Raw genomic sequence first — 22037 nt, 5'->3', positions numbered from 1 at the left:
AGCGCCAGCAGCAGGCGGCGGTTCACTGCTCACCTCCCGAACGGTATTTCTGGCGCAGTTTTTCCAGCATCAGCGGGAAGGTCGCGGCAGGCGCAGAGGTTTGCGGAGCGTGCTCCGGGCGCGCCTGCGTCGCGAGGCAGGTGATCTGCGTGGCGGTCACGCCCAGCACCAGACGCTGATCGCCTACGTCGACCAGCACCAGGCGCTCGCGCGGCCCCAGCGACTGGGTCGCCACCAGAGTCATGTTGCCCTGAACATCGTTCAGCCGACGCGCCAGTCCGCTGCGGCGGGCAGCCCAGGCCATCACCACAATCAGCAGGATAATCAGGGCCAGCGCGCCGGAGACCGTCATCAGCACCGAGCCGGTCGCCGGGAGGGAGTCAGTGGCGTTCATTAGCGGCTCAGACGGTGCATACGTTCAGACGGCGTGATGATATCCGTGATGCGGATGCCGAACTTATCGGAAACCACCACCACTTCCCCCTGCGCTATCAGATAGCCGTTGATCAGGATATCCAGCGGTTCCCCCGCCAGCCCGTCCAGCGACACCACCGAGCCCTGGCTTAAGCGCAGCAGCTCTTTAATGGTCATCTTGGTACGCCCCAGCTCCACGGTCATTTTTACCGGGATATCGAGGATCAGGTTCATCTCGTCAGAGAATTGTGGTGCAGCCATGGTGTCGGTAATTCCCGCCGCGTGCTGTTCGGTCATTGCATCACCCCAGAGATTATCAATGGACTGATCGTCAGAACCCGATGAGGTGCTCATATCGCTCATGGGGAAATTACTCCTTGTTTAATGATAGTAATGAAGGCTGAATCATCTGCTCGACCTTCAGGGCATATTGATTGTTAACGGCACCATATTTGGCCGTGAAGACCGGTACACCACCCACGCTGGCTTCGATAAATTCCTGCTTATCCAGGGCGATAACATCGCCTTTTTTCATCTGCATAACGCTGGACAGTCGGGTGCCGATATCGGCGAAGCGTGCGGTAAGCTCCAGCTCCGTTTCCCGCATCTGGCTGGCCAACATGCCGCGCCACTGGGTGTCTTCCTGCCGGGAGTTGTCCATCGGCGGGTTACTCAGAAGCTCGCGCAGCGGTTCGATGGTGCTGAAGGGAATACAGATGTTGAACTCCCCACGGTGCGAGCCGATCTCCACCGAAAACGGCGTGGTGACCACCACGTCGTTAGGCGATGAGGTGATGTTGGTGAACTTCACCTGGATTTCCGAACGGATGTACTCCGTTTTGATTTTATAGATCGAACTCCAGGCAAATTCGTACGCCTCGCGCGCCATCGACAGCATGCGGTGGATCACGCGCTGCTCGGTGGGCGTAAATTCACGCCCGTCGGCCTTGGTCGGGAAACGACCGTCGCCGCCAAACAGGTTATCCACGGCCATAAACACCAGCCCTGGCGAAAAGGCCATCAGCGACGTGCCGCGCAGCGGGTTAAGGTGCAGCAGGTTCAGGTTTGTCGGCACCGGCAGGTTGCGGGCAAACTCGTGATACGGCTGGATCTTAATATTCCCCGCCGTAATATCCGGGCTACGGCGCAGCAGGTTGAACAGCCCCATACGGAACTGACGGGCAAAACGTTCGTTAATAATTTCCAGCGAATGCAGACGTTCACGAATAACCCGGCGTTGCGTATGCGGGTCGTAGGGTTTTATCCCTGCGTCTGGACGGCTGTTATTGAGATCGCTACTACTCTCAACATCGGCGTTCAGTAAACGGTCGATCTCATCCTGTGATAAAAAGCTGTCAGCCATAATTATTACCGCAGAATAAATTCGTTAATAAGGACGTCAGTGACGCGAATGGACTGGTTAAACGCCAGCGGTTTATCCAGCTCGCTCTGAATATTGGTAATCAGGCGGCGTTTTCCCTCGTCGGTGGCTAAATCTTCATAGGTCTGATGCGTGAGCAACATAAATAAGCGGCTGCGGTATTCCGGCAAATATTTTTCCAGTACGGCCAGTGATTTCTGCTCTGCCACCCGAATAGACAAGCCCAGGTACAATACCCGGTCGGATTCATTCGCCGTCGGCTTCAGGCTTACGGTAAAAGTGTTCATCGAGGCGTAAAGCGGCTCGACTTGCGCAGGCGCAGGCACTGTTTTCGCTTCTCCTTCCACGACCTCTTGTGCCGGTTTGGCGAATTTCATTTCCCAGAACAGGTAGCCGGAAACCCCGCACGCCGCAACGGCAGTCAAAAACATGAACGTCATCAGAAGCGAGCGAGACCCTCCGCCGCTGGCGACCTTTTTATTTTTATTACTCATTGAACGTACACCTGATAAATAAGAGAAGGCAGCGTACTACCCTCGTGTCAATATGGCGGACATTGTAGTCCATTTAATCATCCTGATAATCAGGCGATAAAATTTCATTCCTGAAGCTAATTCGCCACTTCAGGCAAAGGTATTAATTCCGTAAATATTTCCAGGCATAGTGGTTAATAATGTCGGAACACTATCACCTTCATCTGGCTGCGCGTCTCCCTCAGGCTGAGCCTGCTGCTCGCCAGACGTATTGCCGCGCTGTTCACCCGCCGCAGCGTGCTGTTGCCCCTCTGCGCTGACGTTCGCCTGACCGAGTTGAATGCCCGATTCCGCCATTGCGGCGCGCAGCTGCGGCATCGCCTGCTCCATCGCGTGGCGAATATGAGCATGTTCGCTGACGATATGGATCTGCGCCTGATCCTGCTGTACGCGCAGGGAGATCTGCAGTGAACCTAGCTCCTCAGGGTGTAAACGGATCTCAGCGCTGTGCAGGCCGTTGCGGCTAAAGATAGCGATATGGTGGCTTACCGACTGCTTCCACTCCGGCGTTTCCGGCGGGTGATTCACGGTAACCACCTGCTGCGGAGCATGGGCAACGCTGGTGCGTACGGTGGCAGGCAGCGCCACGGCACTGACCTGCGCGGTGGATGACATCTCTGCCGTGGCGACCGTTTCGCTCGCGATCGGCGCAGACTGCGCCGTCAGAGGCGTTGTCGTCACCGTTGGCGTTTTCTCTGTTACGCTGAGGGGTGCTAAGGTTTTACCGCCCTGCGCGTCAGGCTTCTCGCTTGCCGCAGGTTTGCCAGGCTCCGGTCTTGCCGCTGCCTCAGTGCCCGTCACGCTGCGGGTAACCAGCTGTTGAAGCTGCCACTGCGGGCTATCCTGGCCTTCACCGTCGCCTTCAATGACAACAGCGCCCGTCAACGCCTCAGCCAGCCCCGGAGCGGCCATCAACAACGTCTCGTTGCCCTCGTCATCGTCCCCGGCAACCACGTCCCTTAACTGCCCCGGCAGCATACCGGTTGGCAGCGCCGCCTCCGGCAGAGCCATCAACGCCTGCGGGTCAAGCCCGGTGAACAGCTGCACCAGCTTACCTTCCAGCGCCAGGCCGAAATTCTCGTCAGACAGTAATCCCGCCTTCGGTTTGCTCTGTGCTCCACCCAGTAGCAGGGTGGCAATATCAATATTCATAGCCTTTCTCTTTTCTGCCCGGCACGCTGGGCAAATTCATCCATCAGCTTTTGTTCATGTCGGCTCTGAACCAACGCCTGCGCCTTCGCCCGGCGTTCAATCAGCGTTTCAAACGCGTTCAGGCGCTGCTTGTTATGCACCCAGTTCTGTTTCACCTTGTCGACTGCCTTTTCACAGGCGTCGACATGGCCTTGCTGCTGCTTAACGACCTGCTTGAGAGATAAAATAAACGACTGGTGATTAACCAGATCCGCCACCGACATGCCGCTGCCCATCATTCCCTGACGCAGTGACTGCTGATACTCCTGCTCGTAGTGCTGCAGCTGTTCATGCTGGGTGACCGCCTGCTGAAGCTGCTGCTGCACGCCACCCAGCGCGCGGGTGGTCTCCGTCAGCGTCTCCTCTGCCATGTCACGCAGCAGGGTCATTGGGTTGTTTACCTTCATGGCTCCTCCGGGTTAGTCCCTGATATCCGGGAAGAGCCCGGAGAGGGTATGCACGGCGTCGTCATAACCGCTACGTTCGTGGATCGCCTGGTGGAGGAACGCTTCCAGTGACGGGTATTTGTCGATTGCCAGATCCAGCATCGCGTCGCTGCCTTTGACGTATGCACCCACGCTGACCAGATCGCGGTTGCGCTGATACGCAGAAAGTAGCTGTTTGAAACGCTGCACCTTGCGGAACGGGGCAGGCGGGATCAGCTCGGTCATGGCGCGGCTGATCGAGGCTTCGATATCGATGGCCGGATAGTGGCCCGCCTCGGCAAGACGACGCGACAGGACGATATGTCCGTCGAGGATTGCTCGCGCGGAGTCGGCAATCGGATCCTGCTGGTCATCGCCCTCCGTCAGAACGGTATAAAACGCGGTGATTGACCCGCCTCCCTTCACGCCGTTACCGGTCCGTTCCACCAGCGCAGGCAGGCGGGCAAAGACCGATGGCGGATAGCCTTTGGTCGCGGGCGGTTCGCCGATGGCCAGCGCCACCTCGCGCTGCGCCATGGCGTAACGCGTCAGGGAGTCCATGATCAGCAGCACGTTGAGGCCGCGATCGCGAAAATCTTCGGCGATGCGGGTGGCATAGACCGCCCCCTGCATACGCAAAATGGGCGAGACATCGGCCGGTGCGGCAACTACCACCGCGCGCGCCAGCCCCTGCTCGCCGAGGATATTTTCAATAAAATCTTTGACTTCACGGCCACGCTCGCCAATCAGCCCCACCACGATGACATCGGCGGTGGTGAAGCGCGCCATCATGCCGAGCAGCACGCTTTTGCCCACGCCGGATCCGGCAAACAGGCCCATACGCTGACCGCGTCCCACCGTCAACAGGCCGTTGATGGCGCGCACACCGACATCCAGTACGTTTTTAATCGGGTCACGATGGAGCGGGTTGAGGGTTGGCGTAAAGAGCCCCGCCGACGGATTCCCTGGCGCGGGACGACCATCCAGCGGTCGTCCCTGCGCATCCAGCACCCGGCCCAGCAGATGCGGGCCCACAGGCAACTGCTTCCCGGCATGACTGTCGTTTTGCAGAGCGTAAATACGCGCCCCCGGCAGAATGCCGTCGACGTGCTCCAGCGGCATCAGGAACAGCGTTTGGCCGTTAAAGCCCACCACTTCACACTCAACCGGGATAATGCCCTGCTCCGTCTGGCGCTCCACGATGCACAACGCGCCAATCGGCAGCTTCAGCCCAACCGCTTCCATCACCAGACCCGTGGCGCGCGTCAGCTTGCCGTACTGGCGAAAATCCGGCACCTGCGTCAGTCTCTCTTCCACCCGGTCGAGGACGGAAAGCCACTTTTTTAGCTGCGCGCTCATTGCGACAGTTCCTCGCGAGCCAGGTGACAGAGCGCCTGCCAGCGCGTTTCCATACTGGCGTCTACCTCTGCGTCAGGTGACACCACGCGGCAGCCGCCGGACGCCAGGTGCGCGTCCCGGTGCAGCTCCCGCCCCATCGCCGTGAGCGTGTCACCCAGCGCCTGCTCAACCGAGGTAAACGCGTCCGGATTCACGTACAGCTTAAAGGTGCCGTGGAGCAGCACATCCTGTTTCATCAGGCTACGGATCTGGCTCATCAGGGCCTGGTTATCCGCCATGCTGGCGCTGCCGTAGAGTTGCTGCACGGCGGTGAGCGCGAACTGCACCAGACGGCCAGGGATCAGGCTTTCGAGGTTCTCCAGCGCGAGCTTAAAGTGAGTGACCCACTGTTCCGCTTCACGCAGCACCGTCTGCTGATCCACGCGCGCCTGCTCCATACCTTTTGCAAAGCCCGCCTCACGGCCTTCTTTAAGGCCCACCTCATAGCCCTGCTTGCGTCCCTCTTCCTGTCCCTGCTGCTGTCCCTGTGCGAAGCCCTGCTGCTCCGCCTGTTTCCGCAGGCGTGCCAGCTCGGCTTTCAGTTGCGCCTCGGACTGGGCGTTATCCAGCGTCGGCAGCGGCGTTTCAAGGGGTTCTCCGAGCAGATTTTCAGGCTGCCAGCTGTGCCACTCCTGGGCATGGGTATCCTTAAACGTAGGCATCGTCGCTGCCTCCAATCAGGATCTCGCCGGATTCGGCCAGGCGACGGACCACGTTGAGGATCGTCTTCTGTTCCGCTTCGACCTGCGACAGACGAACCGGACCACGGGAGGCCAGGTCGTCGGTCATCAGCTCGGCCTGACGACGGGACATGTTGCGGAAGAACTTCATGCGCAGCGGCTCGTCGGCACCTTTCAGCGCGATGATCAGCGTCTCGCTCTCGATCTCCTGCAGCAGACGCTGGATGCTTCTGTCTTCCACTTCCACCAGGTTTTCGAACAGGAACATCTCGTCGATAATCTTCTGTGCCAGCTCACCGTCGAATTCGCGTACCGCCTCGATGGCCGCCTCTTCCTGGTGAGACTTCATCAGGTTGAGGATCTCGGCTGCCGGACGCACGCCGCCCATCTTGCTGCGCTTCAGGTTTTGACCGTGCAGCAGGTTGTTCAGCACTTCCGTCAGCTCCTGCAACGCGGCAGGCTGTACGCCGCCAAACGTGGCGATACGCAGCATGATGTCGTTACGCTCGCGGTCGTCAAATTTGCCCAGCACGTCCGCCGCCTGGTTACGCTTCAGGTGCACCAGGATGGTGGCGATGATCTGCGGATGCTCCTCGCGGATCAGATCGAATACCGACTGTGGCTCCATAAAGTTGAGCGTCTCGATGCCGTTGCCGCCCTGATGGGTATCCAGCAGGTCTTCCAGCAGCGACGAGGCACGCTCTTCGCCCAGCGCCTTCACCAGCACGCTGCGCAGATAATCGTTAGTGTTGAGGCTCAGCGCGGCATATTCGCTGGAGTCTTTCTTGAACTGTTCTAATACGCTTGCCATCTGGTCATGGGTAAAGCCCGCCATGTTGACCATTGAGCTACTGATCTGCTTTACCTCGTGGGCATTGAGGTGCTTGAACACCTCCGCCGCCAGGACATCTCCCAGCGTCAGCATGACAATGGCGCTTTTTTCTGAGGCATTCATTATTTAGGCTCCTTACTCATCCACTGGCGGATAACGAGGGCGATAACGCGCGGCTCCTGCTCTGCCAGCTCACGCAGCTGTTGACCATTGAGTTCGGTATCCACTCGCTGCTGGGCACGGTCGCGGTTGTTTTTCTCCGCGGCACGTTTTTTCGCCGCAATCTGTTCCTCCCGCGCCTCTTTCTCCATCTCCAGACGACGGATTGTGGTCTCCTGGTGGCGGATCCAGGCTGGCTGAACCAGCTTGCGCCACATCACCCAGGCGATAATCGCAATCACCAGGTAGCGCGCAATCGCCATCAGCAGGACGTAGAAACTTTCCTGTTTCCAGAACGGCGGTACCGGGGCTTCCACCACGCCGTTAAACGCGGAGTTGAGAATATTGACGCTGTCGCCGCGCGCGGCGTTGTAACCAATCGCCTCTTTGACCAGGGCGTTGATGCGGGTCAACTCCGCCTCACCGATCGGGCCGGGTTTACCCTCTTCCCCTTGCGGCAAATGGTTGATGACCACGGCCACCGAGAGACGCTGAATGCGTCCCGTATTGGATTTGGTGTGGGTTAGCGTGCGATCCACCTCAAAGTTGGTGGTCTCATCACTGCGGTTGTTATACGGCTGGGCTGGATCGCGGCTGGCGCTGTTACCGGTAGTTTTCTCTTTATTGTCATCCGCCGGGGTGTTGAGCGGTTGGGTCAGCGGTGCGGTGGCCGGTGCGGGCGGGGTATTGCTCAGCGCTCCCGGCACGCCGCCTGCACCGCGGCGGTTGCCCTGCTCGGAGAGGCTCGCCTGGCGGCTGCGGATCGCCATTTTTTCAGGCTCGCTGTTCGGCTGATACTGCTCCAGCGTCTGCTCCTGCTCGGTGAAGTCAATCTGCGCCGTGACCTGTGCGCGAATATTTTCGTCCCCCACCAGCGGAGCCAGAATGCGCTGAATACGCTGCTGGTAGTCGCTCTCAATGTCGTTGGTGTATTTCAGGTGCGCTGTTTGCAAACCGCGCACGCCGCTTTGGGTCAGCAGGTTGCCGCGCTGATCGACAATGGTGACGCTCTCGGCAGAAAGCCCGGTGACAGCGCTGGAGATCAGATGGGTGATGGCCACCACCTGGCTGTCGTCAAGGGTGCGGCCGTGCAGCAGGTTAACGGTGACTGACGCGGTCGGTTTTTTCTGCTCACGGACAAACATCGACGGTTTCGGCGTGGCCAGATGCACGCGCGCGCTCTGAATCGGCCCGAGATTTTCAATGGTGCGCGCCAGCTCGCCCTCCAGGGCACGCTGATAGTTCACCTGCTCGGTAAACTGGCTGACGCCGAACTTCTCCTGATCGAGGAGTTCAAAGCCTACCGAACCGCCTTTCGGCAGCCCCTGCTGCGCCAGCTTCATACGCACTTCATGTACCTGGAATCCCGGTACCATGATCACGCCGCCCGGCGTATCGATACGGTAAGGGACGTTGAGCTGAGACAGCTGCGCCACAATCGCGCCGCCCTCTTCATCGCTGATGTTGCTGAACAGCACCCGGTAATCCGGCTCCTTTGCCCAGAACATTAAGGCGATGATGACGGAAAGCGCCGCAGCGCCGCAAATTACCAGCAAAAGCTTTGGACTGCTGCGAAGTGAGGACAGTATTGCTTTAATTCGCTCTGCCGGGTTGTTGGTTAAATCATTTAGTGTGGCACTCATGCCGTATTCCTGTATGAAATAGCACGCATCAGCGATGCGCGTCAGCTCACGAAATTCGCGAGAGTGATGTCGACGATTTCAAAAATATAAGAATTTTTCAGGCGGGCATTATCGTCTGAAAGGCGTTTTTTTTAAGGATAAATAAGCTCAAAGTTCTGTCGGCTTATTGGATTTTCTGAGGTTTTTATTCGCGTGTTAAGCTGTCGGCGTTTAAAAGATGTGCAACAAACAGCAGTTTTTATCTCATTTACCAGGAATTGAACATGTCAGCAACATTAATGCATGGCGTACTCGATCAAATTCAGCGTCAGGCGCAGCAGGTCGGCGGGACGTCTACTCGCCTCGAATCCCCGCGCGGCGACACGCCCTCTTTTTCTGACGTTTTATTTAACAGCATTAACGAAATAAATAAAACCCAGGTCGAGGCAAAGAGCAAAACACAGCAGTGGATGTCCGGCAACAGCGATATTGCCCTGAATGATGTGATGCGCGCAATGCAGAAGTCTTCTATTTCATTCAGCTTTGGTATGCAGGCGCGAAATAAAATGATCGGCGCGTATCAGGAAATAATGAATACACCGGTTTAAGGTCTGCTCCTATTCTATGAGTGAAATTATCAGCACTTCTGCACGCTTATCCCTGAATACGCTTTCTCTGACCGACAGCGAATTACAGCGCGTCGGGAAATTAATTTATAAGCGAGCCGGAATTGTCGTCAACGCACAAAAGCGGGAGATGATTTTTAATCGTCTCTCCCGTCGCGTGCGTACGCTGGGTCTTGCCACGTTCAGCGAGTATATCGGCCTTCTTGAGTCGCACTCAGAACATCCGGAATGGCAGAACTTTATTAACGCGCTGACGACCAACCTGACCTCCTTTTTCCGCGAGGCGTATCACTTTCCGATCCTCGCGGAACATGCGCGCCAGCGCGCGTCGGGATATCGCGTCTGGTGTACCGCCGCGTCAACGGGGGAAGAGCCCTGCTCTATCGCGATGACGCTGCACGAGCTGTTGGGCGCGTCGGTGTCCGGGCCGCGCATCTGGGCATCGGATATCGACACGGAGGTGCTGGCAAAAGCGGAAGCGGGCGTTTACCGGCTGAGCGATCTGGACGCGCTGACGCTGGCGCAGAAGCGTCACTTCTTTCTGCGCGGCACGGGCGACAACAGCGAGTGGGTGAAAGCCAGACGGGAGCTGCTTTCCGCCATTCACTATCAGCAGCTTAATTTACTGGATGAGAAGTGGTCCGTACCCGGGCCGTTCGACGCCATTTTCTGTCGCAACGTGATGATTTATTTCGACGCGCCGACGCAGCAGCGCCTGTTGCAGCGCTTTGCGCGTCTGCTTAAGCCCGGCGGCCTGCTGTTTGTAGGTCACTCGGAACATTTTAACCACGCACATATTCCACTGCGCCTGCGCGGGCAGTCGGTGTATGAACTGACGGAGGCCACACGGTGAAGGCGATTCGTGTGCTGGCGGTCGATGATTCTGCCCTGATGCGTAACATGCTCAGTGCGGTAGTCAATCAGCAGCCTGATATGGAAATGGTCGGCACAGCGCCGGACGCGTTTATTGCCCGCGAGCTGATAAAACAGCTCAACCCGGACGTGCTGACGCTGGATATCGACATGCCAAGGATGGACGGGCTGGAGTTTCTCTCCCGCCTGATGCGCCTGCGCCCGATGCCGGTCATTATGATCTCCTCCCTGACCACCCGAGGCTCGAAAGCCACCATGGGCGCGCTGGAGCACGGCGCGGTTGATTTTCTGCCCAAGCCGGAACACCGCGGGGCAGAGAATATCGATACCTGGAGCCAGCTGGTGGTGGAGAAGATCCGCATCGCCGCTCGCGCAAAACTGGCACCACACAGTCCCCTCACCCGACCGGTTCTCGCCGGTATTCCCGTGCGTCAGCAGAGCATCATCGCCATTGGCTCTTCCACGGGCGGCACGGAGGCGCTGCGTCGGGTTTTAATGCCGCTGCCGGTCAGTACGCCGGGGATTGTCATCGCCCAGCATATGCCTGCCGGTTTCACCCACTCTTTCGCCCAGCGTCTCGACTCGCTGTGCCAGATTGTCGTGCGTGAAGCGCAGGATGGTGAACCGGTACGCCCGGGCTGCGCCCTGATAGCGCCGGGGGACAGCCACATGGAGATCCTCGGCCAGGACAACGGCTACCGGGTCAGGCTCAGCGATGCCCCGCCGGTGAATCGCCATCGCCCGTCGGTAGATGTGCTGTTTGACTCCGTGGCGCGGCAGGCCAGCAAGCACGCCAGCGCCGCCCTGCTGACCGGCATGGGCGCGGACGGCGCGCGCGGCCTGCTGCACTTGCGCCAGACCGGCGCCTTTACCCTCGCGCAGAGCGAAGCCACCTGCGTGGTCTTCGGTATGCCGCGTGAAGCCATTGCGCTGGGCGCGGCAAAGAAGGTCGTCGACCTTGACGATATCAGCCAGTGCTTACTGGACAGTTTCCACAGACATAAGTCACCCAATACCGACTCACGACGTTCAGGAGATACCCCATATGTCGGATAAAAATTTGCGTTTTCTGGTGGTGGACGATTTTGCCACCATGCGGCGCATCGTACGAAACCTGCTGCAGGATCTGGGCTACAAGCACATTGACGAGGCCGAAGACGGCCAGGACGCGCTCAACCGGCTGCGCGCCGACAAATTCGATTTTGTCGTCAGCGACTGGAACATGCCGAACGTTGACGGGCTGGAGCTGCTGAAAACCATCCGCAGCGATGCGGCGATGTCCAGACTGCCGGTGCGGATGGTGACCGCGGAAGCGAAGAAAGAGAACATCATCGCCGCTGCCCAGGCAGGAGCCAATGGCTACATCGTTAAGCCGTTCACCGCTGCCACGCTGGAAGAGAAGCTCGGCAAAATCTTTGAAAAACTCGGGTAACCCTTATGAACTCCCCGTTAAACATGCAGGCGGATAACGCCACAGAGATTTTTGTTCGCATCGGACAGCTGACCCGTCTGCTGCGCGACAGCATGGCCAACCTCGGTCTGGAACAGGCGATTATGGAAGTGGCGGATGCGTTTCCGAACACCCGTGACCGCCTGAACTACGTGGTCGGCAAAACCTCGCAGGCCGCCGATCGGGCGCTGACCAGCGTTGAGGTAGCGCGCCCCCTGCAGGAAGGGCTGAGCGATAACGCCACCGCGCTGAGCGCGCGCTGGGACGCCTGGTTTGAAAACCCGCAGCCGCTGGACGATGCCCGCGCGCTGGTGAAAGCCACCCGCACCTTTCTGCATGACGTGCCGGATGTCACCCAGCAGACTAACCGCCAGCTGACCGAAATCATGATGGCGCAAGACTTCCAGGATCTCACCGGCCAGGTGCTGCAAAGCCTGATGCACGTGATCGAGACCGTCGAGAAAGAGCTTATCAGCGTGCTGGTGGAAAACATGAACGAACGCGACGCCAGCGCCGCCACTGGCGACGCGCATCTGAAGAACGGCCCGCAGATCGATACCCGCGCCGAGGGCATCGTGGCCTCTCAGGAGCAGGTGGACGACCTGCTGGAGTCACTCGGCTTCTAATCCCGCCGGGCGAATGTCATGTCAGAACAAAACGACAGCGAAAAAACAGAAGACCCCACCCCCCACCGAAAGCAAAAAGCGCGTGAAGAGGGGCAGGTTCCCCGATCGCGCGAGCTGACGAGCCTCCTGATGCTGCTGGCAGGCTGGGGGCTGATCGTCGCCGCGGGCGGCTGGCTGGCAAAACAGCTGCAGCACCTGCTGCATAACGGCTTAACGTTTGACCGGCTGTTAGTCAGCGACCCGCAGCAGATGCTGCATCACGCTGCATCGCTGCTGGGGATCGCGTTTCTGGCGCTGCTGCCGTTCGTCGGCGGGCTGTTTCTTACCGCCGTCGCCACGCCGTCGCTGATTGGCGGACTGAATATGAGCGCCAAGGCCCTCAAATTTAACGTCAAAAAGCTCAACCCGGTCAGCGGCATCAAGCGCCTGTTTTCCGCGCAGATGGTGTCGGAAATGATAAAGAGCATTCTCAAGGTGACGCTGGCGGGCATCGGCGGCGGGCTGTTTTTGTGGTTCAACAAAGCGAAGTTCATCAGCCTGATGTATGAACCGCTGGGCAGAGCGCTGGGTGATATCAGCGCCCTGCTGCTGGGCTGCATGCTGGCCATCATTTTGTCGCTGATCCCGATGGTGGCGTTCGACGTGGTTTACCAGCTCTGGAGCAACTTTAAAAAGCTGCGCATGAGCCTGAAGGAAATCAAAGACGAATTCAAAAATCAGGAAGGCGACCCGCTGATCAAAAGCAAGATTCGCCAGCTGCAGCGGCAGATGGCGCAGCAGCGAATGATGACGGACGTTCCCACCGCAGATGTGGTGGTGAATAACCCAACCCACTTTTCGGTGGCCCTGAAGTACCAGGAAGGCGCCATGGGAGCACCGATGGTGGTCGCCAGCGGTAGCGGGCTGATTGCCCTGCGCATCCGCGAGCTGGCCGAAGAGAACCGGGTTCCCATGCTTGAGGCGCCGCCGCTGGCGCGCGCCCTGTATCGCCATTGCGACCCCGGCACGCCGGTTCCCGCCGAACTGTACAGCGCGGTGGCGGAAGTGCTGGCCTGGGTTTATGGCCTTAAGCGCTGGCGCAAGGGCTATGGCCTGCGTCCGCTGACACCTAAAGATCTTCCCGTTCCGGCGGGGATGGATTTTGCACAAGAGAGTAGAGAGTGATGGCCAATATCGCCACCAAATTACGATTACCCAACATGAAGGAAACCCAGTGGCAGGTGCTGGCCGGGCCGGTGCTGATCATGACCATCCTGGCGATGATGATCCTGCCGCTGCCGACCTTCGTGCTGGATCTGCTGTTTACCTTCAACATCGTGCTGTCGATCATGATCCTGCTGGTCGCCATGTTTACCCAGAACACGCTGGAATTTTCGGCGTTCCCGACGGTGCTGCTGTTCTCCACCCTGCTGCGTCTGGCGCTTAACGTCGCCTCCACGCGCGTGATCCTGATGAACGGGCACACCGGGTCGGAAGCGGCGGGACAGGGGGTTGAAGCCTTCGGCCACTTCCTGGTGGGCGGCAATTTCGCCATCGGTATTATCGTGTTCATCATCCTGATCATCATTAACGTCATGGTAATCACCAAGGGTGCGGGGCGTATTGCGGAAGTGGGCGCGCGTTTCGCCCTCGACGGGATGCCGGGCAAGCAGATGGCGATTGACGCCGATCTCAATGCCGGACTGATCGGCGAAGAGGAAGCCAAACGCCGCCGTAAAGAGGTGACGCAGGAGGCGGACTTCTACGGCTCAATGGACGGCGCGAGCAAGTTTGTGCGCGGCGATGCCATCGCCGGGCTGCTGATTATGGCGATCAACATTATTGGTGGCCTGGTCATCGGCGTGATGCAGCACGACATGTCTGCGGGCGTGGCCGGTGAAACCTACACGCTGCTGACCATCGGTGACGGTCTGGTAGCGCAGATCCCGGGCCTGGTGATCTCTACCGCCGCTGGCGTGGTGGTGACCCGCGTCGCCAACGATCAGGACGTGGGCGAGCAGATGGTGGGCCAGCTGTTCACCTCTCCGCGCGTGATTGTGCTGGCGGCGGGTGTCATTGGCCTGCTGGGGCTGATCCCCGGCATGCCGAACTTTGTCTTCCTGCTGTTTACCGCCACGCTATTGGGCGTTGCCTGGTGGCTGCGCGGCCGTGAAGGCGACGCGAACAAAGCCGGTGGCGCACAGGCAGAGACCGAGGCGGCGGACGCTGAGGTGGCGCAGGTGAACGAAGCCACCTGGTCTGATGTCCAGATGGAGGATACTCTGGGTCTGGAGGTGGGCTATCGCCTGATCCCGATGGTGGATCACGAGCAGCAGGGGCAGCTCTTGACCCGCGTGCGCGGTATTCGCAAGAAATTTGCCCAGCAGATGGGCTTCCTCCCGCCTGCCGTGCATATTCGCGACAACCTGGATCTGGCCCCGACGCACTACCGCATCCTGCTTAAAGGGGTCACGATTGGTTCCGGCGAGGTTCAGCCGGATCGCTGGATGGCGATCAACCCCGGCTGCGCGGAGGGCGACGTTCCCGGTTCACCGTGCACGGAGCCTACCTTTGGATTACCGGCCCTGTGGATTGACGAAGTCCACCGCGAGCTGGCGCAGACGCTGGGCTACACGGTGGTTGACCCGAGCTCGGTCGTGGCAACGCACCTCAACCATGTGATTACCACCCATACCGAGGAGCTGTTTGGCCGCCAGGAGGCGCAGCAGCTGCTCGATCAGCTAACCAAACACTCACCGAAGCTGGTAGAGGATTTGATCCCGGCGGTCATCAGCCTGACCACCCTGCATAAGGTGTTGCAGAACCTGCTTGCCGAGCGTGTGCCGATCCGCGATATGCGGACCATCATCGATACGCTGGCAGAGTTTGCCACCGCCCAGAGCGATGCCGACGAGCTGACCACCCGCGTGCGTGCACGTCTTTCCCGCGCCATTACCCAACAGTGGTTCCCGGGCGACGGGGATATTCAGCTGATTGGGCTGGGTTTGTCGCTGGAACAACTTCTGGTACAGGCAACCCAGAGCGGTAGCGCCATCGAACCTGGCATTGCGGAAAACCTGATGAAGCAGACCGAACAGGCGCTGCAGCATCAGGAGGGATTAGGCGCGCCGCCGGTGCTGCTGGTCAATCCGGCCCTGCGCCTGATGCTGTCCCGCTACCTGCGCCGCATTTTCCCGCAGATGGCAGTGCTGTCCAGCCAGGAGATCAATACCTCACGCAACGTGCGGATGACGTATCTGATTGGAGGCAAAGGATGATAAGAGCAGGGATCGCCCTGCTTCTGGTTTCGCCGCTGGCTATCGCGGCGGACGGGGCCTGGAGCAGCCAGAGCTTTGGCGGCACGCTGACCCGCGACCACCAAGTGTTGAAAAGCAAACCGGTGCAAAGCCCTTCTCCGCTGCCCGCAGGTGCAGTCGCATCCCGTGTGAACTGGAAAATTTCTTCCCATGGCCTTATCCCTGCCGGGTTTCGCATTCGCATGTGCAGCGCGGCACGGTGCCTGCCGCTGTCCGGTTTTTCCGGCGAGCAGCCTCTGCCTGCCGATATGCCAGCAGGCGGGCCTTTTCGTTTCGAGTATTATTCAGTGGCGGGCGGGGGTCTTGACGCCCCATTTACGGTGCTGAGTAACCAGGTTACGGTGAGTTACCGGAACCGGCGTTAAGCCCGTGCATGACCGGCGAATCGGTCATGCACGCGGTACAATCTGGAACAGGAATACACAGAGAGGAGCCCCTCTCTGTTTATTCATCGGTGAAAAGGCAATCATCTGAAATTATGCGGCCTGCATACTCTCTTTTTTGCGCTCGGCTTTAAACAGGACCACTCGCCCTTCAATGAGGATCTCAACATGACAGAAATAGCGGAAGAGTAGAGACACTAACGCTTCTGCGCTGTCGGTGCGGTTAGTAAAGATGCCTTTTTGATTATACATTCGCATCAGCTTTCGCCCGAACCTGTTATGACCCGCATCGTCCCCCTGAATGGTTGCGCCATATAAACATCCTTCTTTCGTTAACGCAGTACTGGCGTAGGCAATCACCCCTGCTTTATCGTGCATTTCGCCGCCTCCAGACTGGAAATATTCAAATCAAGCAGCGATATGTTGCAAATATCCGGCTTAAACGTCAGGTAATAACCAGTACCGCCCCCCACATCGAGGTGGTTATTTTCATGTTATTTCTGAAATGGGGAATAAGATGCCGCTCTGTGTCGCATTGCCAGGCGTAGCGGTTAGAAACCTGATGCACCCACCAGTAATAGAGTTTCAGTGAGAGTGGCGTATAAGCTTTTATTCCGTCACGTGTTCTTTTATTCATAGGCTCCCTGCGCGATCGGTGCAATAAAAAAGGCCACACTGGGTGGCCTTAGTCGTCAGAAGTAGAAGGTAAATTGCGCGATACCGCCAATCGTGCGGTCGCGACCGGCAATGGCGGTTAGGTCAAACTGCATTGCGTCACCCGCGGAAAGCCCGACACCGCCCGTCACAACCCGGCGGTCGTTGCCGCGCATATCAAGACGATAGCCCGCACGCAGCTGCACCCAGTCGGCCGTGCGCCATTCCGCGCCAAAGGCCGCGTACTGATTTTTGTCGATATACTGGAAGTTGCTGACCGGCGTTAGGTCAATATCGGCCCCCAGCGTTACAGGCCCGGTTTGCCAGGCGGTACCGGCAGTCACCTGCGGACGGATCACAAAGGCAGGCTGATAGCCGTTCACCTCTCGGGTTTTCACGCGGTTTTCAAACAGGTTTTGCGCGGAAAGTGCCACCATCCAGCCTGGCGTCGGCGAGGCAAAGATACCGGCGTCGATGTTGGCGCTCATGGTCTGGTGCTGCCAGTTGCCATCGCGCAGATCGGAGCTGTCATAGTTGTTAATGGCAACGTTGTAGTTCCACGTTTCAATACGCTGGATCTTCGGCGTGATCCCAACCCCGACAGGGATATCCCTCACGGTAAACGGATGGGCAATCGACACGCCGTATTCAGTGACCAGCGCCGCCATCCCTTCGGCGCGGGAGGTCAGGTTATCCAGATCCTCCTTCACCGGAATAATAGCGCCACTGGCAACCCCTTCGAGATACTTCAGGTCGCTCTGACTGACAAGCGCGCGGGCATTGCCCTTCGCCCAGCTGTTGACGGATAACGCAACAGGGAGTGAATCATCCGGCACGGCAAGCACCATTGCCAGTCCGACGTTCGCATAAGCGTTTTCCCCAGAAAGACCAGAAACAATATCACCCAGTTCGCCTGCCGCCTGTGCCTCATTGCCGGTACCAATTGCGCTTTCCAGCCTGTCCCAAGCTGATTTGACATCATCAAAACCATCAATCAGGTTTGCCGGATCGCTGGCTTGAGCCCCGAGGGTCGGGGCAATCAGGCTGATTTTATCCTGCGATCGCGACGTCGCCAGCAGTGCCGGATTCACCAGCGGCGCCACGCCAAAGTGTGCTGACGCCACGCCAGTGCCACCCATTGCGGTGCTGCGGGCATCAAAACCGTTATAAGAAGCAGAGGCAAAAGGTGCTGCCGCGCTAAACCCTGCAATTAACAGGCTGCGCATAATGATATTCTTTTTCATTTTATTTCCAGAGTCATATTTAGTGGCGCGTCGTGACGCACATTGCGTGTGGTATAAATTACTCTTTATTATGCTATCAGAAAGTTCAATCTGTTTATCTGGCGATAACCTTAAAGACCTTTAAGCTATTAACGACTTTAGTGAACAGAATAAATTATTTATCCCCCTACCACCCGAAATGCTTACAAATGTCATCGCTTATTAACGCTATAAATGTTTGCCTGTAAAAAACAGGCTGCCATAATAGATTCGCAACCATTATTTGTGGGAGAAAAGCCGTGCACTATTTTGCTATCGTGGTTTCATCAATATTAATGTGTGGATCTTCACTGGTAACGTCCGTAAACGCCGCAAGCCTTCCTGAGCTGGCAGAAGCATTAAATACACGGTTCGACGTGATGAAGGATGTGGCAGGCTATAAGGCGGCGAACCGCCTTCCCGTTGAGGATCTTCCGCGAGAAAAAAACGTGCTCCTGAAGGCACAGAGCGCTGCCCGCGACGCCATGCTGGATCCGCAGAGTATCGATGCGTTTGTCCAGACACAGATGGCCATCAGTAAAAATATCCAGTATCGCTATCTTGACCGCTGGCGTGTACAGCCTGAAAAAGCGTGGCAGCCTCGTCCCCTTGCCCAGGTAAGAGCACAAATACTCGAACTGGATAATACGATTCTGAATCTGATTAGCCGTCAAATCCTGACCGGTGGTGGATTTGGTGAAGAGCAGGACCGCATGCTGAGCCGGTTACTCAACGATAAACAGATCTCTGATCTGGAGAAGGCGCAGCTGATCGACGCGCTCGGGAAAATTAAACGTCGCTAATGGTATGCCTGAGCCCGTCATGTTTACGACGGGCTCAGGGTTTCATTACTTATTTTTCAAAGCACATTGTGCAACATCCGCTTTTAAGGTCTTAATTTCATTCTGCTATTCGCGTAAGGCCTCAATCAACGGGGCCACCAGCTTTTGATAATCAACCTGCTTTTTCCCATCTTCCGTTTTGACCAGTTCCGGGTAGACCGTTTCCACATTCTGCGCGATTAAGCCAACATCCTCGCTTTTGCTCTCTTTCCAGGTATAAGAGACCCCTTCCAGCTGGAGAATTTTGTCCAGAGAGCCTTTAAGAGGACGAATATCTTCTTTCAGATTTTCGTCACTGAAAGGGCAACATTTTGCGCCCAGGTCTGCCAGGGCAGAGGCGGAAAACACCAGAGGAATAGCAATAAATACGGCTTTCTTTAACAACATAAATGCTCCGTAAATGTATGAGACACTGGATAGTCAGGATTATGTATTTAAAAAAAAGAGTATCAGCCAGATATTTCGACACTAACGATTCAACGGTAACAATTATTTTTATTTCAAACCATACGCTCAACTTGACAATAATCGCTTATTATTGCTGGCAATTAGCGATATTAATCTGGCCGTTTATTTTCTGAACTCGGCTTCCGCTTCGAGTAGCTCGGCTCTGGCCTCTTCAAGCTTTGCGCGTTTTTTAGCAATCTTATCCGCACGCCCGGACGCATTTGCCTCCTGAAGTTCCTGTTCCCGCTCGCTTACCTTTTGCTGTTTTTTCTGCACGTCCGCCTCACGCTCTTTTTTGAGCGAGGCATCCGTACAGGTTGCGACCACTTCTGCGTGGGCTTTTTTTAAGCCCTCCAGGCGATAGCTATTTTCGTGTGTTTCCGCATAGCGCATTTGCTCCTCGATGCTTTGCCGTTTCGCCGCGCACCCCGTTAACGTTTCCTCCGCCAGGGCTGAAAAAGGAATGCTCATAGTTATCGCTGCTGCAAAAAGTATCTGCTTATTCATCTTTTGGTTCTCCACGTATACAACTCATCTGCTTTAGGGTTATTTCGGCGGACGGCGTATTTTCTGAAATTTTTATCGCTGGGAATGCCAAAAGGACAGGGCTGTGCGTCACTCGATCGTGTCTATGGGAGTTTTGTCACTGAAACAAAACGGCATAAGTGCTTGAATAGCACCGGAGAGAGGCTTTGCACCTGCGGCAAAAATTCCCCTGCTCAGTTTTATTGTTGCCTTCATGCCGGGTTCTTTGGCATGTTAACAGCACATCAACTTCCCATTTTGTTCAAGTGACGAGTTTGCGAGCAAAGCGATGATTAAGTGGCCCTGGAAAACGAAGGAGGCTGGCCGGGATATGGCGCTGCCGTGGGATGACGCGCTGGCGATCCCTGTTCTGGCTAATCTTAAGCCGGATGAACAATCGAAACTGGTTCAGATGGCGGATCGTTTTTTGCAGCAAAAACGCCTGGTTCCGTTGCAGGGGTTCGAGCTGGATCCGCTGAAAAATACCCGTATCGCCCTGCTTTTCTGTCTGCCGGTGCTGGAGCTCGGCATTGAGTGGCTGGATGGCTTCCACGAAGTGCTGATCTACCCGGCCCCCTTTATCGTCGATGACGAGTGGGAAGATGACATCGGGCTGGTGCACAACCAGCGCGTGGTGCAGTCCGGTCAGAGCTGGCAGCAAGGGCCGATCATCCTTAACTGGCTGGATATTCAGGACTCGTTTGATGCCTCAGGCTTCAACCTGATTATTCATGAAGTTGCGCACAAGCTGGATACCCGCAACGGCGATCGCGCCAGCGGTGTGCCGCTCATCCCGCTTCGTGAAGTTGCCGGATGGGAGCACGACCTGCATGCGGCGATGGAGAATATCCAGGATGAAATAGACCTGGTGGGAGAAAGCGCGGCCAGTATTGACGCCTATGCCGCAACCGATCCTGCCGAGTGTTTTGCGGTGCTGTCAGAGTATTTCTTTAGCGCACCGGAACTCTTTGCCCCGCGCTTCCCGGCGCTGTGGCAGCGTTTTTGCCAGTTTTACCAGCAAGATCCGTTGCAACGTCTGCGGCAAAACGAAGACCCTGCCGGTCATTCATCCCACCAGGTTCATTAAGCTTTTTCAGCAGGGGGACGCGCGGAGCAGCGTACCCCTATGCTCACCAGCAAAAACAGTAGCGCCATTCCCCATGCGGCAGCAATTAAAAACGACTCACCATAAAAACGGGTGACGACAGGCACCAGCATCGCACTCACCCCGTAACCTAACGTATGGCTGGTGGCGATAACTCCCGCCCCTTTCCCTGTCGTCAGCCTGTCGTTCAGCAGCAGTTGATAGCCCGGTGTGGCCATCGCCGCCCCGAGTGAAGTGATAACAATCCCCACGTAGAATAGCGTTAAACCCGCGACAGACATCAGCCCAAGTCCTGCCACCATTAACACCGCCGCGATGCAGAGCAGCGTCATCGGGCTGAAATGCTGCGGGCGAACCACCAAAAACTGGGCGGCGAGCGTGGCCAGTGCGGCCAGGCTCAGCAGCATCGCAACATGATGGCTGATTTGCACCGGGTCGCCCTGTAGCAACGGATGCAGATGCGGTGACAGGCCAAGCTGCATCAGGCTCACCAGCGCCGCCAGCAGCAGTGCCAGCCCCAGGAACGGCAGCATCGATACCTTCAGCCGCGTCGACTGGTGCGCCACCGGCGGCAGCGGCGGATCGGCGGCTTCGCGCAGCACCAGCAGCAGCGCGCTGAAGGGCGCTACTGCCATTAGCCAGAGCGGCGCCACCGGGTTAACGCTAAGCATCAGCGCCGCCAGCGGCGGCCCCAGCAGACGTCCGCAGCTGAGACCCGAGCTAATGGTCGCCAGCGCCGCCATTCTCTTCTCCAGACCCGCGCGCTGAATGGCCCACGTCTGCGCGGCGGGCACCAGCCCGGAGACCGTCAGGCCGTACAGCGTGCGCGAGAGAACAAGCCCCGCCAGCCCCCACAAAGCATTCAACACGCCGTTACTCATCGCCCAGACCACCAGCGCCATCACCAGGAAACTGGCCAGATAGCCACCGAGGGAGGCGATCATGACCACCTTGCAGCCGTGCCGCTCGCTCTGCCGTCCCCACCAGGGAGAGGCGGGTAAAAAGAGCATTGAGCCAAACATCAGTAGCCCCGCCCAGACGGAGAGTGAGAGTCCGGTCAGGCTGACCAACTGCGGCAGCATGACCAGCAAACCATTTTGCCCGATACCTAATAAACCTGCGCACAGCGCCAGGGGCCAGTTCGCTTTCGGGGTGACGTTGTCCATCAAAGTTTCAGAGGTTGGGTGCATAGATTTGTGAAGATAGTGTCAATAAATATGTGGAAATTATGAAGTTTATGAAAACAAATATTGCAAAAATAGTTGCGACTGTAAACAGAATGAATATCATAACGAGAATTATTATCAGTCATG

24 protein-coding genes and 1 pseudogene are annotated in these 22037 nt (G+C 57.3%); 10 read left to right on the top strand and 15 right to left on the bottom strand.

Going from position 1 to position 22037, the window contains the following annotated elements:
• Window positions 1–22 precede the first annotated feature (22 nt).
• The 10 genes from fliO to fliF form a co-directional block, all read right to left on the bottom strand.
• On the bottom strand, window positions 23–394 hold the full coding sequence (fliO, locus tag ENTMO_RS0114310; protein ID WP_010432192.1) for a flagellar biosynthetic protein FliO: 372 nt from the start codon (window positions 392–394) through the stop codon (window positions 23–25).
• Window positions 394–777 carry a flagellar motor switch protein FliN gene (fliN, locus tag ENTMO_RS0114305; protein ID WP_010432189.1) on the bottom strand — a complete coding sequence of 128 codons (384 nt, stop codon included), beginning with the start codon at window positions 775–777 and terminating at the stop codon, window positions 394–396. The genes fliO and fliN overlap by 1 nt, the downstream gene beginning before the upstream one ends.
• A 7-nt stretch (window positions 778–784) precedes the next feature.
• Window positions 785–1777 carry a flagellar motor switch protein FliM gene (fliM, locus tag ENTMO_RS0114300; RefSeq protein WP_010432185.1) on the bottom strand — a complete coding sequence of 331 codons (993 nt, stop codon included), beginning with the start codon at window positions 1775–1777 and terminating at the stop codon, window positions 785–787.
• A 5-nt stretch (window positions 1778–1782) separates the two neighbouring features.
• Complete coding sequence (locus ENTMO_RS0114295; protein ID WP_010432181.1) at window positions 1783–2289, bottom strand: flagellar basal body-associated FliL family protein; 507 nt, start codon at window positions 2287–2289, stop codon at window positions 1783–1785.
• Between the two features lie 129 nt (window positions 2290–2418).
• A complete protein-coding gene (locus ENTMO_RS0114290; protein WP_010432178.1) occupies window positions 2419–3480 on the bottom strand; it encodes a flagellar hook-length control protein FliK in 1062 nt (353 codons plus the stop codon).
• Window positions 3477–3926: a flagellar export protein FliJ gene (fliJ, locus tag ENTMO_RS0114285; protein WP_041951416.1), complete on the bottom strand. Its 450-nt coding sequence runs from the start codon at window positions 3924–3926 to the stop codon at window positions 3477–3479. Before fliJ ends, ENTMO_RS0114290 begins: the two co-directional genes overlap by 4 nt.
• 12 nt (window positions 3927–3938) lie before the next feature.
• Complete coding sequence (fliI, locus tag ENTMO_RS0114280; RefSeq protein WP_010432173.1) at window positions 3939–5303, bottom strand: flagellar protein export ATPase FliI; 1365 nt, start codon at window positions 5301–5303, stop codon at window positions 3939–3941.
• Window positions 5300–6004: a flagellar assembly protein FliH gene (locus ENTMO_RS0114275; protein WP_010432170.1), complete on the bottom strand. Its 705-nt coding sequence runs from the start codon at window positions 6002–6004 to the stop codon at window positions 5300–5302. Before ENTMO_RS0114275 ends, fliI begins: the two co-directional genes overlap by 4 nt.
• Window positions 5991–6977: a flagellar motor switch protein FliG gene (fliG, locus tag ENTMO_RS0114270; protein WP_010432169.1), complete on the bottom strand. Its 987-nt coding sequence runs from the start codon at window positions 6975–6977 to the stop codon at window positions 5991–5993. The genes ENTMO_RS0114275 and fliG overlap by 14 nt, the downstream gene beginning before the upstream one ends.
• Window positions 6977–8656, bottom strand: a complete 1680-nt coding sequence (gene fliF, locus ENTMO_RS0114265) for a flagellar basal-body MS-ring/collar protein FliF (RefSeq protein WP_010432166.1) — start codon at window positions 8654–8656, stop codon at window positions 6977–6979. Before fliF ends, fliG begins: the two co-directional genes overlap by 1 nt.
• A gap of 263 nt (window positions 8657–8919) precedes the next feature.
• Between fliF and fliE the strand changes: the two genes are divergently transcribed.
• Genes fliE through ENTMO_RS0114225 form a run of 8 tightly spaced genes read left to right on the top strand, consistent with a single transcriptional unit; the run spans window position 8920 to window position 15871 of the window.
• Window positions 8920–9243 carry a flagellar hook-basal body complex protein FliE gene (fliE, locus tag ENTMO_RS0114260; protein ID WP_029485114.1) on the top strand — a complete coding sequence of 108 codons (324 nt, stop codon included), beginning with the start codon at window positions 8920–8922 and terminating at the stop codon, window positions 9241–9243.
• 16 nt (window positions 9244–9259) lie between these two features.
• A complete protein-coding gene (locus ENTMO_RS0114255; RefSeq protein WP_010432161.1) occupies window positions 9260–10114 on the top strand; it encodes a CheR family methyltransferase in 855 nt (284 codons plus the stop codon).
• Entirely contained in the window at window positions 10111–11190 is a 1080-nt protein-coding gene (locus tag ENTMO_RS0114250; RefSeq protein WP_010432158.1) for a protein-glutamate methylesterase/protein-glutamine glutaminase, read from the top strand. Before ENTMO_RS0114255 ends, ENTMO_RS0114250 begins: the two co-directional genes overlap by 4 nt.
• Entirely contained in the window at window positions 11180–11566 is a 387-nt protein-coding gene (gene cheY / locus ENTMO_RS0114245; RefSeq protein WP_010432156.1) for a chemotaxis response regulator CheY, read from the top strand. Before ENTMO_RS0114250 ends, cheY begins: the two co-directional genes overlap by 11 nt.
• Window positions 11567–11571: 5 nt before the next feature.
• Entirely contained in the window at window positions 11572–12210 is a 639-nt protein-coding gene (gene cheZ / locus ENTMO_RS0114240) for a protein phosphatase CheZ (protein ID WP_010432154.1), read from the top strand.
• Window positions 12211–12228: 18 nt separating this feature from the next.
• A complete protein-coding gene (gene flhB, locus ENTMO_RS0114235) occupies window positions 12229–13374 on the top strand; it encodes a flagellar biosynthesis protein FlhB (RefSeq protein WP_010432152.1) in 1146 nt (381 codons plus the stop codon).
• The gene (flhA, locus tag ENTMO_RS0114230; RefSeq protein ID WP_010432150.1) at window positions 13374–15467 is read left to right on the top strand and encodes a flagellar biosynthesis protein FlhA; all 2094 of its coding nucleotides are present in this window, start codon (window positions 13374–13376) and stop codon (window positions 15465–15467) included. The genes flhB and flhA overlap by 1 nt, the downstream gene beginning before the upstream one ends.
• The gene (locus ENTMO_RS0114225) at window positions 15464–15871 is read left to right on the top strand and encodes a flagellar protein FlhE (RefSeq protein WP_010432148.1); all 408 of its coding nucleotides are present in this window, start codon (window positions 15464–15466) and stop codon (window positions 15869–15871) included. The genes flhA and ENTMO_RS0114225 overlap by 4 nt, the downstream gene beginning before the upstream one ends.
• Window positions 15872–15982: 111 nt before the next feature.
• Here the strand turns inward: ENTMO_RS0114225 and ENTMO_RS25315 are convergent.
• A pseudogene (locus ENTMO_RS25315) lies at window positions 15983–16526 on the bottom strand (class I SAM-dependent methyltransferase).
• A 55-nt stretch (window positions 16527–16581) separates the two neighbouring features.
• Window positions 16582–17787 carry a conjugal transfer protein TraF gene (locus tag ENTMO_RS0114215; RefSeq protein ID WP_010432144.1) on the bottom strand — a complete coding sequence of 402 codons (1206 nt, stop codon included), beginning with the start codon at window positions 17785–17787 and terminating at the stop codon, window positions 16582–16584.
• A 278-nt stretch (window positions 17788–18065) separates the two neighbouring features.
• On the opposite strand from ENTMO_RS0114215, the gene ENTMO_RS0114210 reads away from it, so the two are divergent.
• Window positions 18066–18608: a chorismate mutase gene (locus ENTMO_RS0114210; RefSeq protein WP_029485113.1), complete on the top strand. Its 543-nt coding sequence runs from the start codon at window positions 18066–18068 to the stop codon at window positions 18606–18608.
• Window positions 18609–18713: 105 nt separating this feature from the next.
• Here ENTMO_RS0114210 and ENTMO_RS24195 read toward each other — a convergent pair whose 3' ends face one another.
• A complete protein-coding gene (locus tag ENTMO_RS24195; RefSeq protein ID WP_010432137.1) occupies window positions 18714–19034 on the bottom strand; it encodes a tail fiber domain-containing protein in 321 nt (106 codons plus the stop codon).
• A gap of 183 nt (window positions 19035–19217) precedes the next feature.
• Window positions 19218–19601, bottom strand: coding sequence for a DUF1090 domain-containing protein (locus ENTMO_RS0114200; RefSeq protein WP_010432134.1), 384 nt, complete (start codon window positions 19599–19601; stop codon window positions 19218–19220).
• Between the two features lie 307 nt (window positions 19602–19908).
• On the opposite strand from ENTMO_RS0114200, the gene mtfA reads away from it, so the two are divergent.
• Window positions 19909–20706, top strand: a complete 798-nt coding sequence (gene mtfA / locus ENTMO_RS0114195; RefSeq protein WP_010432129.1) for a DgsA anti-repressor MtfA — start codon at window positions 19909–19911, stop codon at window positions 20704–20706.
• On the opposite strand, the gene ENTMO_RS0114190 is transcribed toward mtfA, so the two are convergent.
• Complete coding sequence (locus tag ENTMO_RS0114190; RefSeq protein ID WP_029485112.1) at window positions 20703–21914, bottom strand: MFS transporter; 1212 nt, start codon at window positions 21912–21914, stop codon at window positions 20703–20705. The genes mtfA and ENTMO_RS0114190 overlap by 4 nt on opposite strands.
• Window positions 21915–22037: the final 123 nt, after the last annotated feature.

The organism is Enterobacter mori LMG 25706 (assembly GCF_000211415.1).
Lineage (GTDB): Bacteria > Pseudomonadota > Gammaproteobacteria > Enterobacterales > Enterobacteriaceae > Enterobacter > Enterobacter mori.
The sequence above is the reverse complement of the archived record's forward strand: the minus strand, read 5'-3'. Positions and strand labels throughout refer to the sequence as shown.